We start from the raw sequence: 13,028 nt of genomic DNA on the forward strand, positions 1-13,028 counted from the left end.
CGCAATTCGGGCGGCGTACCCTCGGGATGTGACGGTGAGCCGGGAAATCGACAGCATCCTGCAACGTGGCGCGGACGGCGGGCGGATCTCGCCCGAGGAGGCGCTGCTGCTCTACACCGACGCGCCGCTGCACCCGCTGGGTGAGGCGGCCGACGCGGTACGGCGGCGGCGTTATCCGGACAACATCGTCACGTACCTGATCGACCGCAACATCAACTACACCAACGTCTGCGTGACCGCCTGCAAGTTCTGCGCCTTCTTCCGGGCACCGAAGCACAAGGAGGGCTGGACGCACCCGACCGAGGAGATCCTGCGCCGCTGTGCCGAGGCGGTCGAGCTGGGTGCGACCCAGGTGATGCTCCAGGGCGGCCACCACCCCGACTACGGCGTGGAGTACTACGAGGAACTCTTCTCCTCGGTCAAGCGGGCGTACCCGCAGCTCGCCATCCACTCCATCGGGCCGAGCGAGATCCTGCACATGGCGAAGGTCTCCGGGGTCAGCCTGGAGGAGGCGATCAGCCGGATCAAGACCGCCGGGCTGGACTCGATCGCCGGTGCCGGCGCCGAGATGCTGCCCGAGCGGCCGCGCAGGGCGATCGCCCCGCTGAAGGAGTCCGGGGCCCGCTGGCTCGAGGTGATGGAACTCGCACACCGGCAGGGCGTCGAGTCGACCGCCACCATGATGATGGGGACCGGGGAGACCAACGCCGAGCGGATCGAGCACATGCGGATGATCCGCGACGTGCAGGACCGTACCCGGGGCTTCCGGTCCTTCATTCCGTGGACGTACCAGCCGGAGAACAACCACCTCAAGGGGCGCACCCAGGCCACCACCCTGGAGTACCTGCGGCTGATCGCGGTGGCCCGGCTCTTCTTCGACACCGTGCCGCACCTCCAGGCGTCCTGGCTGACCACGGGCAAGGACGCCGGACAGCTCGCCCTGCACATGGGGGTGGACGACCTCGGCTCGATCATGCTTGAGGAGAACGTCATCTCCTCGGCCGGTGCCCGGCACCGCTCCAACCTGCACGAGCTGATCTGGATGATCCGTTCGGCCGGCCGGATCCCCGCGCAGCGGGACACCCTCTACCGGCACCTGGCGGTGCACCGCACCCCGGCCGACGACCCGACCGACGACCGGGTGGTGTCGCACTTCTCCTCGATCGCGCTGCCGGGTGGCGGCGCGGGCCGGAGCCTGCCGCTCGTGCAGGCCCGCTGAACTACCCTCGTCCATTCGGCCACCGCCGGCTGGGCGAGGGGCCGGTCCTTGGCTCCGATCCGGCGGCAGAACGTCGAGCACGTCGGATAAATGCCCCTGTGACCAGGACATTCTTGGAATTCTGCCGCCTTCGGGCGGTCATAACGGTTGGATCAAGGGGAGCGCGACCGGGCCCGTCGAACCGATAACGTGCCGGCACACGCACCCGCTGACCGTCGTGGACGGACCGGCCCCCGGGTCGGGACGCGGCGTACCGGGGTCGTCCTCTATCGGTCCAGGAGGGCCGTTCACATAACGCAAGGCATCGCGGGCGGGGTGGGAGACCACCTCGCCCGTGGTGTGTTCCGGCCCCGTGGTGTGTTCCGGACCCGGTTGCGGTGGGTGCCGGGTGGCCGTCGGGAGCCTCCGGTCGTGCTCCGACGGGCTGCCGGCTCGCCCCGGGCCGAGCGGCCTGGCAGGTGGCTGGCAGACTGTTCCGGCGTGAGCCGTACCCCGTCCGGACGCCGGGCCAGCCTGGACAAGCAGCCGCACGAGGTGGCGGCGATGTTCGACGAAGTGGCGTCCCGGTATGACCTGACCAACACCGTGATCTCGTTCGGCCAGGATCGGCGGTGGCGCCGGGCCACCCTGGCCGCCCTCGAACTACACCCCGGCGACCGGGTGCTGGACGTCGGCGCCGGCACCGGGGTCTCCACCGCCGAGCTGGCCACCTCCGGGGCGTACGCGGTGGGCCTGGATCTCTCCATCGGGATGCTCCGGGCCGGTCGACGGAGCCGGCCCGAGGTGCCGTTGCTGGCCGGTGACGCACTCCGGCTGCCGTTCCCGGACCAGACGTTCGACGCGGTCACCATCTCGCTGGCGCTGCGCAACGTCGTCGACACCGAGGCGGCGCTCCGGGAGATGGCCCGGGTCACCCGGCCCGGTGGCCGGCTGGTGGTCTGCGAGTTCAGCACCCCGACCAACCCGGTCTTCCGGACGGTCTACCTCTCCTACCTGATGCGGTCGCTGCCGACGGTGGCCCGGGCGGTGGCGAGCAACCCGGACGCGTACGTCTACCTGGCCGAGTCGATCCGGGCCTGGCCGGACCAGGCAGGGCTGGCCGGGCAGATCGGCCGGTCCGGATGGCACCGGGTCGGCTGGCGGAACCTGACCGGTGGCATCGTCGCGCTACACCGAGCGGTACGTTCCTGATCATCGTTTTCATGGTGCTTTAGTCGGGTTTGATCCGCAAGGCGGCTTTATAGGCCGTAGGCTGCGCCCATGGCGGGGGCAGACCGGCGGGTCGACGGCGACGAGCAGCCGGCCGAGGAGCAGCCGGGGGGCGCGGGCCCGCCGGACGCGCGGCAGCGCAGCGACGACGCTCCGGAGGGCGCTGCCGCCGAGCCGGCCCGGGACGCTCGCACCGGGTCCGACCGCGACGCGACGGGGCCGAACCGCGACACGGCCGAGCCGGCGCCGGAGGCGGGGGATCCGGAGACCGTCGATCCGGAGACCGAGGCGGCCGAGCTGATCGCACAGATCCGGGAGCTGGCCGGGCCCGACCCGGTAGCGGTCCGGACCGTCGTCGCCGACGTACTGGCCGCGCTCGACCGGGTCAGCGGTGGTGCGCTGCGGGAGCAGTTGCCGTACGAGCACGAGCGCGTCCCGGACGACGACCCGGCGGCGGCCGGCGGCTATCCGGTCGAGCCGCATCCGGTCGAGCCGAACCCGCCGGAACCGCATCCGACGCAGCCCCGGCCTGGACCGCCCCAGCCGGGTCGTCCCGGGCCGGCCGATCCGCATCCGCCGGCGCCCGAGCCCGGACAGCCGCATCCGGCCGAGCCGCACCCCACCGACCCGCATCCGGTGCGGCCCCGACCGACCGACCCGCATCCGGCCGAACCCGGGCCGGTCACTCCGGGGCCGATCGAGCGCCGCCCGGTGCAGCGCAGCGGCGAGGACCGGACCTGAGCCGGGCCGTCTGTCGAGCCGGGGTGCGAACGGGACGGCGGGGCGATGCGGCGTCCAGACGGCGCCTGACCGGGCGGGGCGACGGCACGCGACCGGGCCGGTATCGGGCGCGGGAAGGTAGCCAACACCCCTACCTCGACAACTTAGGTTCACCTAACCGGTTGCCGGCCGCTTCGCGGCTCTAGACTCCTCCCCTGACGAGGCTTGTGAAGCATTTCACGAGCGATCGGGAGGGGAGGCGCGGATGACCACCGTCGACAACGACGCGGACGTCATCGTCGTCGGCGCCGGTCCAGGTGGATCGACGACCGCCTATCACCTGGCCCGACACGGCGTACGCGTGCTGCTGCTGGAGAAGACCGAGTTCCCCCGGGAGAAGGTCTGCGGCGACGGGCTCACCCCCCGGGCCGTCAAGCAGCTCGTCAAGCTCGGCATCGACACCTCACCCGAGGCGGGCTGGCTGCACAACCGGGGGCTGCGGGTCATCGGCGGCGGCGTCCGGCTCGAACTCGACTGGCCCGAGCTGGCCAGCTTCCCCAACTACGGTCTGGTCCGGACCCGGCTCGACTTCGACGACCTGCTGGCCAGGCGTGCCGTCGAGGCCGGCGCGCAGCTGCGTACCGGAATGAACGTGACCGGCCCGGTGCTCGACGACGCCGGCCGGGTGGTCGGCGTCACGGCCGAGAGTGGCCCGGACAAGGCCCCGGCGACGTTCCGGGCCCCGCTGGTGATCGCCGCCGACGGCGTCTCCGGGCGGCTCCCGCTGGCGCTCGGCCTCAACAAGCGGGAGGACCGGCCGATCGGCGTCGCCGTCCGCCGCTACTACCGCTCGCCGGCCAAGCACGACGACAACTACCTGGAGTCGTGGCTGGAACTGCGCAGCAAGGAACACCCCGACAAGCTGCTGCCCGGGTACGGCTGGATCTTCGGCATGGGGGACGGCCGGGTCAACGTCGGGCTGGGTGCGCTGAACTCGTCGGCGGCGTTCGGCAAGACCAACTACCGCCGGCTGCTGGTCGACTGGCTCGCCGGCACCCCGGCCGAGTGGGGCATGACCGACGAGACCAACGCGGACGGGCCGATCCTCGGCGCCGCCCTGCCGATGGGCTTCAACCGGGTGCCGCACTACACCCGCGGAGTGCTGCTGGTCGGCGACTCCGGCGGCATGGTCAACCCCTTCAACGGCGAGGGCATCGCGTACGCGATGGAGTCCGGTGAACTCGCCGCCGAGATCGTGGTGCAGGCACTGGCCCGCCCGGCGGGAGCCGAGCGGGAGCGCGCGCTGGCCGGCTACCCCGCCGAACTGAAGGCCCGGTACGGCGGTTACTACCGGCTCGGCAACATCTTCGTGAAGATGATCGGCAATCCGCATGTGATGCGGATCGCCACCAAGCACGGCATGCCGCATCCGACCCTGATGCGGTTCGTGCTCAAGCTGCTGGCGAACCTGACCGATCCGCGCGGCGGGGACGCGATGGACCGGGTCATCAACGCGATGACGAAGGTGGCTCCGGCCGTGTGAGCCGCCGCCGGCCCCGGCAGGGGCACCAGTGGCACCCCGGGCAGCGTCGCCCGGACGACTGTGAATAGTGTGAATTTGGAAATTGACCGAGGGCCGGGAAGGACGAGCAGGGGAAAACGATGTCGCTCTCGCCGTACGTACCCATCATCGGGCTGTTCGCCCTCGCCGCGGGGTTCGCGCTGTTCTCCGTCGCCGCGGCGCGCTTCGCCGGCCCCCGGCGCTACAACAAAGCCAAGCTCGAGGCGTACGAGTGCGGCATCGAGCCGAGCCCGCAGCCGGTCGGCGGCGGTCGGCTCCCGATCAAGTTCTACCTGACGGCGATGCTGTTCATCGTCTTCGACATCGAGATCATCTTCCTGTACCCGTGGGCGGTCAACTTCGACGTCCTCGGGCTGTTCGGCTTCGTGGAGATGGTGCTGTTCATCGTCGCGGTCTTCGTCGCGTACGCCTACGTCTGGCGGCGTGGCGGCCTGGACTGGGACTGAGGGAGGTCGTCAGATGGGTATCGAGGAGAAGCTCCCGTCCGGAATCCTGCTCACCTCGGTGGAGAAGCTGGTCAACTGGTCCCGGAAGTCGTCGTTCTGGGGCGCCACCTTCGGCCTGGCCTGCTGCGCGATCGAGATGATGGCGGCCGGTGGCTCCCACTACGACCTCGGCCGGTGGGGCATGGAGGTGTTCCGCGCCTCGCCGCGACAGGCGGACCTGATGATCGTGGCCGGCCGGGTGAGCCAGAAGATGGCCCCGGTGCTGCGCCAGATCTACGACCAGATGGCCGAGCCCCGCTGGGTGATCTCGATGGGCGTCTGCGCCAGCAGCGGCGGCATGTTCAACAACTACGCGATCGTGCAGGGCGTCGACCACGTCGTACCGGTCGACATGTACCTGCCCGGCTGCCCGCCCCGGCCGGAGATGCTGATCGACGCGATCCTCAAGCTGCGCGAGAAGATCGGCCACGAGCCGCTCGGCCCGAACGGCCGCAAGATGCTGGAGGCCCGCCAGGCACGCGGCGCCGTACCGCTGGTGGCGCCCGGTTCGATGCCCTCGTCCTACCGCAACGACAAGGCGCGGCGGGCCGAGTGGACCCGGGCGGTCGCCGAGGGTCGCGAGGAGCAGCTCCGGATCGAGAACTGGATGAAGGCGCAGAACCACCTGGTGGAGAGGGCTGACCGGTGAGCGAGCCGAACGGCACCGAGCCGAAGAAGAGCCCCAGCGAGCGGCCGGGCGGCGGCGTGCCGGTGGCCCGGCCGCCGGTCGGGGCGACCAGCGGGGCGCCCGCCGAGTACCCGCCGGCCACGGCGGCCGGACGCGGCATGTTCGGCATCCACGGCAGCGGCGACACCTCCGGCTTCGGCGGGCTGGTCCGGCAGCGGGTCGCGGTGGTGAGCAGCCCCCGGCCGTACGGCGGCTACTTCGACGAGGTCACCGACGCGCTGGAGGAGGCGTACCCGGGCTTCGCCGACGCGATCGAGAAGGTCGTGGTCGACCGGGGGGAGCTGACCCTGCACATCCGCCCCGAGCGGATCGCCGAGGTCTGCCAGGTGCTCCGGGACGAGCCGGCGCTCCGCTTCGAACTCTGCTCCTCGGTCTCCGGAGTCGACTACCTCGGCTCCGACGCCCGCCGGCTGCACGTCGTCTACCAGCTCACCTCGATGACCTACCGCCGGCAGCTCCGGCTGGAGGTCGCGGTGACCGCCGAGGAACCCCGGGTGCCGAGCGTCACCTCGGTCTACCCCACGGCGGACTGGCAGGAGCGGGAGACGTACGACATGTTCGGCGTCGTCTTCGACGGCCACCCCGGCATGACCCGGATCCTGATGCCGGACGACTGGGAGGGCCACCCGCAGCGCAAGGACTACCCGCTCGGCGGCGTGCCGGTCGAGTACAAGGGCGCCGTGATCCCACCGCCCGACCAGCGGAGGACGTACCAATGAGCACCTCGACGAACCCGAGCTACGCCGAGTCCCGGGAGACCACCGAGGGCCGGGTCTTCACCGTCACCGGTGGCGACTGGGACCAGGTGGTCAGCGGGCACGACCCGATCAACGACGAGCGGATCATCGTCAACATGGGTCCGCAGCACCCGTCGACGCACGGTGTGCTCCGGCTGATCCTGGAGCTGGAGGGCGAGACCGTCCGGGAGGCCCGGGCGGTGGTCGGCTACCTGCACACCGGGATCGAGAAGAACCTGGAATACCGCAACTGGGTGCAGGGCAGCACGTTCGTCACCCGGATGGACTACCTCTCGCCGCTGTTCAACGAGACGGCGTACAGCCTGGCGGTGGAGAAGCTGCTCGGCATCACCGACGAGGTGACCGAGCGGGCCAACACCATCCGGGTGCTGATGATGGAGCTGAACCGGATCTCCTCGCACCTGGTCTGGATCGCCACCACGGCGATGGAGCTGGGCGCGGTCAACGTGATGCTCTACGGCTTCCGTGAGCGCGAGTACGTGCTGGAGATCTTCGAGCTGATCACCGGCCTGCGGATGAACCACGCGTACGTCCGGCCGGGCGGGGTCGCCCAGGACGTCCCGGACGAGGCGATCGTCAAGATCCGCGAGTTCCTGAAGCTGCTGCCGAAGCGGCTGAAGGAATACGAGGACATGCTCTCCGGCCAGCCGATCTGGCTGGAGCGGACCAAGGACGTCGCCGTGCTCGACGTGACCGGGTGCCTGGCGCTGGGCGTCACCGGTCCGGTGCTCCGCTCGGCCGGGCTGGCCTGGGACCTGCGCAAGACCATGCCGTACTGCGGCTACGAGAACTACGAGTTCGACGTGCCGACCACCGAGAGCGGCGACGTCTGGGGCCGCTACCTGGTCCGGATGGCCGAGATGCGAGAGTCGCTCAAGATCGTCGAGCAGGCCCTCGACCGGCTCCGCCCCGGACCGATCATGGTGGCGGACAAGAAGATCGCCTGGCCGGCGCAGCTCGCCATCGGCGTCGACGGCATGGGCAACTCGCTGGAGCACGTCGCCAAGATCATGGGTCAGTCGATGGAGTCGCTGATCCACCACTTCAAGCTGGTCACCGAGGGCTTCCGGGTGCCACCGGGCCAGGTCTACGTCGGGATCGAGTCGCCCCGTGGCGAGCTGGGCGTGCACGCGGTCTCCGACGGGGGCACCCGGCCGTACCGGGTGCACTACCGCGAGCCCAGCTTCGTCAACCTCCAGGCGCTGCCGGCGATGGCCGAGGGCGGCCTGATCGCGGACGTGATCGCGGGCGGCGCGTCGCTGGACCCGGTGATGGGTGGGTGTGATCGCTAAATGACTCAGTCTCAGTTTGGCAACGCGGCGTCCCGGCTGGACGGTCTGGTGACCGGGCCGGGCGAGGTGCCGACGCAGCGGAACGGCAGTGGTGCGCGCAGCGCCGACCTGCACGCGAAGCTCGACGAGCGGGCGGCCGAGATCGTCGCCCGCTACCCGGCCGACCGGTCCCGTTCGGCGCTGCTGCCGCTGCTGCACCTGGTGCAGTCCGAGGAGGGGTACGTCTCCCCGGCCGGCGTGGAGTTCTGCGCCGACGTCCTCGGGCTGAACAAGGCGCAGGTCGGCGCCGTGGCCACCTTCTACACCATGTACAAGCGCCGGCCCACCGGCGACTGGCTGGTCAGCGTCTGCACCAACACCATGTGCAACGTGCTCGGCGGGCAGCAGGTCTACGACACGCTGACCGAGCACCTCGGGGTCGGGCACGACGAGACCACCCCGGACGGCAAGATCACGCTGGAGCACGCCGAGTGCCTCGCGGCCTGCGACTACGGCCCGGTGATGACCGTCAACTACGACTTCTTCGACCAGGTCGACCCGGACGCGGCGGTCGCGGTCGTCAACGAGCTGCGCGCGGGCGGCCGCCCGCAGCCCAGCCGGGGCGCCCGGCTCTGCACCCTCAAGGAGATGTCGCTGCAACTGGCCGGCTTCGCCGACCCGCGCGAGGAGGCGGTCGCCGACGGGCTGGCCGGCGACCCGACGCTGGCCGGGCTGCGGCTCGCCCAGCAGCACGGCGTCTCGGTGGCCGGCTACGACCCGAACACCCCGATCAAGGGCAGCCAGACCGGTGACAAGCCGGCCCCGGCCACCACCCGGCCGGCCGCCGCCACCGGCAGCACCGCGCCGGACGTGAAGTCGCCGGACGACAAGTCGCCACAGATCCGTACCGCCGAGACCCGGAACCCGGACGCGAAGACCGCTGTCCCGGACGCGCCCGGGACGACGCCGCCGGTCGACGGCGCACCGGCCGGACCGGGCGACGCGAAGTCCGCCGAGGCGGCCGGGACCGCCGCCAACCAGCCGGCCAGCGACGGCAAGCCGGCCGGCGACGGCGGTACGGACGCGCAGGAGCGCTCGCTGAAGTCGGCGACGAGCGAAGAGCAGGCTGCGAGCGCGAGGAGTGAGCCTGCGAGCCCCGCAGTCGCGAGCGAAGAGGAGGCTGAGAAGTGACCACGACGCCTCGGCGGGAGACGCTGGAGAAGCTGACCCCGGTGCTCACCAAGCGCTGGCTGTCGCCGGACGCCTGGCGGCTCGACGTCTACGAGCGGCTGGACGGCTACGCGGCACTGCGCAAGGCGCTCGCCGCGCACCCGGACGACCTGATCCAGCTCGTCAAGGACTCCGGCCTGCGCGGCCGGGGCGGTGCCGGCTTCCCGACCGGACTCAAGTGGGGCTTCATCCCGCAGGGCGACGGCAAGCCGCACTACCTGGTGGTCAACGCCGACGAGGGCGAGCCGGGCACCTGCAAGGACCTGCCGCTGATGACCCACGACCCGCACTCGCTGGTCGAGGGCGTGATCATCGCGTCGTACGCGATCCGGGCCAACCGCGCCTACATCTACATCCGGGGTGAGGCGGTGCACGCGGCCCGGCGGCTGCGCAACGCCGTGCAGGAGGCGTACCGGGCCGGCTACCTCGGCAAGGACATCCTCGGCACCGGCTTCGACCTGGACCTGGTGGTGCACAGCGGGGCCGGGGCGTACATCTGCGGCGAGGAGACGGCACTGCTGGACTCGCTGGAGGGGTTCCGGGGCCAGCCCCGGCTGCGCCCGCCGTTCCCGGCGACCCACGGCCTCTACGCCTGCCCGACCGTGGTCAACAACGTCGGCACCATCGCCAGCGTGCCGTACATCGTGCTGGGCGGGGCCGCCTGGTGGAAGAGCATGGGCACGGAGAAGTCCTCCGGGCCGATGATCTACTCCCTCTCCGGCCGGATCAACAACCCGGGGCAGTACGAAGCCGGGCTCGGCATCACGCTGCGCGAGCTGATCGAGCTGGCCGGCGGCATGCAGGCCGGGCACGAACTGCGGTTCTGGACCCCGGGCGGCTCGTCGACCCCGCTGCTCACCGCCGAGCACCTCGACGTGCCGCTCGACTTCGAGGGGGTGGCGGCGGCCGGCTCGATCCTCGGCACCACCGCGACCCAGATCTTCTCCGACCAGGACTGCCCGGTCTACGCCACCTACCGGTGGCTGGAGTTCTACCACCACGAGTCGTGCGGAAAGTGCACGCCGTGCCGGGAGGGCAACTACTGGATGGTCCGCACCTACCGGCGGATCCTGGCCGGCCAGGGCACCCACGAGGACCTCGCCACCCTGCTGGACACCTGCGACAACATCCTCGGCCGCTCCTTCTGCGGCCTCGGTGACGGCGCGACCAGCCCGGTGACCTCCTCGCTGAAGTACTTCAAGCAGGACTACCTCGACTACATCGAGGGCCGGACGGCTCCCAAGCTGTCGGAGAAGACCCTGGTAGGAGCCCACTGATGAGCGCGAGGAGTGAGCGTCGCGGCGCCCGGCGTGCGTGCGCCGCCGCAGCAGGCGAGCCCCGCAGTCGCGAATGGAAGGCGGCCCGGTCATGACAGATGTGGCCAAGCAGACGGACACCGTCACGCTCACCATCGACGGCATCGAGGTGACCGCGCCGAAGGGCGCGCTGCTGATCCGGGTCGCCGAGAAGCTCGGCATCGAGATCCCCCGGTTCTGTGACCACCCGCTGCTCGCCCCGGCCGGCGCCTGCCGGCAGTGCCTGGTCGAGGTGGAGGGGCAGCGCAAGCCGGTCGCCTCCTGCACCCAGACCGTCGCCGACGGCATGGTGGTACGCACCCAGCTCACCTCCCCGGTCGCCAAGAAGGCGCAGGAGGGGATCATGGAGCTGCTCCTGGTCAACCACCCGCTCGACTGCCCGATGTGCGACAAGGGCGGCGAGTGCCCACTACAGAACCAGGCCATGTCCACCGGCCGCACCGACACCCGCTTCCACGAGCACAAGCGGGAGTACGAGAAGCCGGTCAACATCTCCACCCAGGTCCTGCTGGACCGGGAGCGCTGCGTGCTCTGCCAGCGCTGCACCCGGTTCTCCGAGGAGATCGCCGGGGACAAGTTCATCGACCTGATGGGCCGGTCCAGTGCCGAGGAGATCAACGTCTACCGGGACGAGGTCTACGGCGGCGAGGAGGGCGATGAGGGCGACGTCCCGTTCAACTCGTACTTCTCCGGGAACACGGTGCAGATCTGCCCGGTCGGCGCGCTCACCGGCGCGCAGTACCGGTTCCGGGCCCGCCCGTTCGACCTGGTCTCCACCCCGAGCGTCTGCGAGCACTGCTCGGCCGGCTGCGCCCAGCGCACCGACCACCGGCGCGGCAAGGTGATGCGCCGGCTGGCCGGCGATGACCCGGCGGTGAACGAGGAGTGGAACTGCGACAAGGGCCGCTGGGGCTTCCGGTACGCCTTCGCCAACGAGCGGATCACCAAGCCGATGGTCCGGGACGCCCGGACCGGTGAACTGCGCGAGGCGTCCTGGAGCGAGGCGTTCGCCGTCGCCGCCGACGGGCTGCGCGCGGCCCGGGACGCCGGTTCCGGGGTCGGGGTGCTCACCGGCGGCCGGCTCACCGTCGAGGACGCGTACGCGTACGCCAAGTTCGCCCGGGTGGCGTTGCAGACCAACGACATCGACTTCCGGGCCCGCCCGCTCTCGGCCGAGGAGGCCCAGTTCCTGGCCAGCACGGTGGCCGGGACGACCGAGGTGACCTACGCCGACGTCGAGCGGGCACCGGCCGTGGTGATCGCCGGGCTGGAGCCGGAGGAGGAGTGCCCGATCCTCTTCCTGCGGCTGCGCAAGGCCTACAGCAAGCGTGGGCTGAGGGTGCTGGCGCTGGCCCCGTTCGTGACCCGGGGGCTGGCCAAGCTCGGCGCGACGGTGCTGACCGCCGCCCCCGGCGACGAGGCCGGGCTGCTCGCCGGGAACGCCTCGGTCGCCGAGGCGCTGCGCCAGCCCGGCGCGGTGCTGCTGGTCGGCGAGCGGCTGGCGACGGTGCCGGGTGGCCTCTCCGCCGCCGCCGAGCTGGCCGAGCGTACCGGCGCCAAGCTGGCCTGGGTGCCCCGGCGGGCCGGGGACCGCGGCGCGGTCGACGCCGGCTGCCTGCCGAACCTGCTTCCCGGTGGACGGCCGGTGACCGACGCGGCCGGCCGGGCCGAACTCGCCGGCGCCTGGGACCTGGCCGCCGGGGTCATCCCGAGCCAGCCCGGCCGGGACACCGACGGCATCATCGCGGCGGCCGCCGACGGCTCGCTCGGCGCGCTGGTGGTCTCCGGGGTCGACCCGGCCGACCTGGCCGACCCGAAGCTCGCCGACGCGGCACTGGAGAAGGTGCCGTTCCTGGTCAGCCTGGAGCTGCGGCACAACGCGGTCACCCGCCGCGCCGACGTGGTCTTCCCGGTCGCCCCGGTGGTGGAGAAGGCCGGCAGCTTCCTCGACTGGGAGGGCCGGCTGCGCACCTTCGAGGCGGTGCTGGACACGGCCGCGATGTCCGACGCCCGGGTGCTGGACGCGATCGCCGCCCAGCTCGACGTGCGGCTCGGCACCGGCGACGTGAACAGCATCCGCCGCGAGCTGGGCGGGCTCCCGGCGACCCAGGCCAACCGGACCGCCGCCCCGGCCGTCGAGCCGGCCCCGCCGGTCCGGCCCGGCCCGGGCGAGGCGATCCTGGCCACCTGGCACCACCTGATCGACGCCGGCACCCTGACCGAGGGCGACCCGGCGCTCGGTGGCACGGCCCGGCCGCCGGTGGTCCGGCTCGGCAAGGCCACCGCCGAGGCACTGGGGGTGGCCGAGGGAGACGCGGTGACGGTCGGCACCGACCGGGGCGCGCTGACCCTGCCGGCGGCGATCACCGACCTGCCGGACGACGTCGTCTGGCTGCCGACCAACTCGCCCGGCGCGAGCGTGCGGCGCAGTCTCGGTGTCACCTCCGGTGCGGTCGTCCGGCTCTCCGCCGGCCCGGCCACCCCGGTCGCCGCCGACGCCGCGGGCCAGCCGGGACCGCTGTTGAACAGCGCTGGAGGTACCCGATGAAG

At 71.6% G+C, this 13,028-nt stretch carries 11 protein-coding genes; all 11 read left to right on the plus strand.

Annotation, left to right across the window (positions count from 1 at the left end; translation table 11 throughout):
- Positions 1-28 precede the first annotated feature (28 nt).
- A complete protein-coding gene (gene mqnC / locus V1634_RS00530; RefSeq protein WP_331205733.1) occupies positions 29-1,219 on the plus strand; it encodes a cyclic dehypoxanthinyl futalosine synthase in 1,191 nt (396 codons plus the stop codon).
- A gap of 480 nt (positions 1,220-1,699) precedes the next feature.
- On the plus strand, positions 1,700-2,410 hold the full coding sequence (locus V1634_RS00535) for a demethylmenaquinone methyltransferase (RefSeq protein ID WP_331205734.1): 711 nt from the start codon (positions 1,700-1,702) through the stop codon (positions 2,408-2,410).
- Between the two features lie 69 nt (positions 2,411-2,479).
- On the plus strand, positions 2,480-3,169 hold the full coding sequence (locus V1634_RS00540) for a hypothetical protein (RefSeq protein ID WP_331205735.1): 690 nt from the start codon (positions 2,480-2,482) through the stop codon (positions 3,167-3,169).
- Positions 3,170-3,413: 244 nt separating this feature from the next.
- The gene (locus tag V1634_RS00545) at positions 3,414-4,691 is read left to right on the plus strand and encodes a geranylgeranyl reductase family protein (RefSeq protein ID WP_331205736.1); all 1,278 of its coding nucleotides are present in this window, start codon (positions 3,414-3,416) and stop codon (positions 4,689-4,691) included.
- A 119-nt stretch (positions 4,692-4,810) separates the two neighbouring features.
- A complete protein-coding gene (locus tag V1634_RS00550) occupies positions 4,811-5,176 on the plus strand; it encodes an NADH-quinone oxidoreductase subunit A (RefSeq protein ID WP_107262150.1) in 366 nt (121 codons plus the stop codon).
- A 13-nt stretch (positions 5,177-5,189) separates the two neighbouring features.
- Complete coding sequence (locus V1634_RS00555) at positions 5,190-5,864, plus strand: NuoB/complex I 20 kDa subunit family protein (RefSeq protein WP_107262152.1); 675 nt, start codon at positions 5,190-5,192, stop codon at positions 5,862-5,864.
- The gene (locus V1634_RS00560) at positions 5,861-6,622 is read left to right on the plus strand and encodes an NADH-quinone oxidoreductase subunit C (protein WP_331205737.1); all 762 of its coding nucleotides are present in this window, start codon (positions 5,861-5,863) and stop codon (positions 6,620-6,622) included. Before V1634_RS00555 ends, V1634_RS00560 begins: the two co-directional genes overlap by 4 nt.
- Positions 6,619-7,953 (plus strand): NADH-quinone oxidoreductase subunit D, encoded by a 1,335-nt coding sequence (locus tag V1634_RS00565; RefSeq protein WP_331205738.1) that lies wholly within the window; start codon positions 6,619-6,621, stop codon positions 7,951-7,953. Before V1634_RS00560 ends, V1634_RS00565 begins: the two co-directional genes overlap by 4 nt.
- Positions 7,954-9,123: an NADH-quinone oxidoreductase subunit NuoE gene (nuoE, locus tag V1634_RS00570; protein WP_331205740.1), complete on the plus strand. Its 1,170-nt coding sequence runs from the start codon at positions 7,954-7,956 to the stop codon at positions 9,121-9,123. It begins immediately after the preceding gene.
- The gene (gene nuoF, locus V1634_RS00575; protein ID WP_331205741.1) at positions 9,120-10,439 is read left to right on the plus strand and encodes an NADH-quinone oxidoreductase subunit NuoF; all 1,320 of its coding nucleotides are present in this window, start codon (positions 9,120-9,122) and stop codon (positions 10,437-10,439) included. Before nuoE ends, nuoF begins: the two co-directional genes overlap by 4 nt.
- A gap of 91 nt (positions 10,440-10,530) precedes the next feature.
- On the plus strand, positions 10,531-13,026 hold the full coding sequence (locus tag V1634_RS00580; protein WP_331205742.1) for an NADH-quinone oxidoreductase subunit G: 2,496 nt from the start codon (positions 10,531-10,533) through the stop codon (positions 13,024-13,026).
- Positions 13,027-13,028 lie beyond the last annotated feature (2 nt).

The organism is Plantactinospora veratri, from assembly GCF_036421995.1.
Classification (GTDB): Bacteria; Actinomycetota; Actinomycetes; order Mycobacteriales; family Micromonosporaceae; genus Plantactinospora; species Plantactinospora veratri.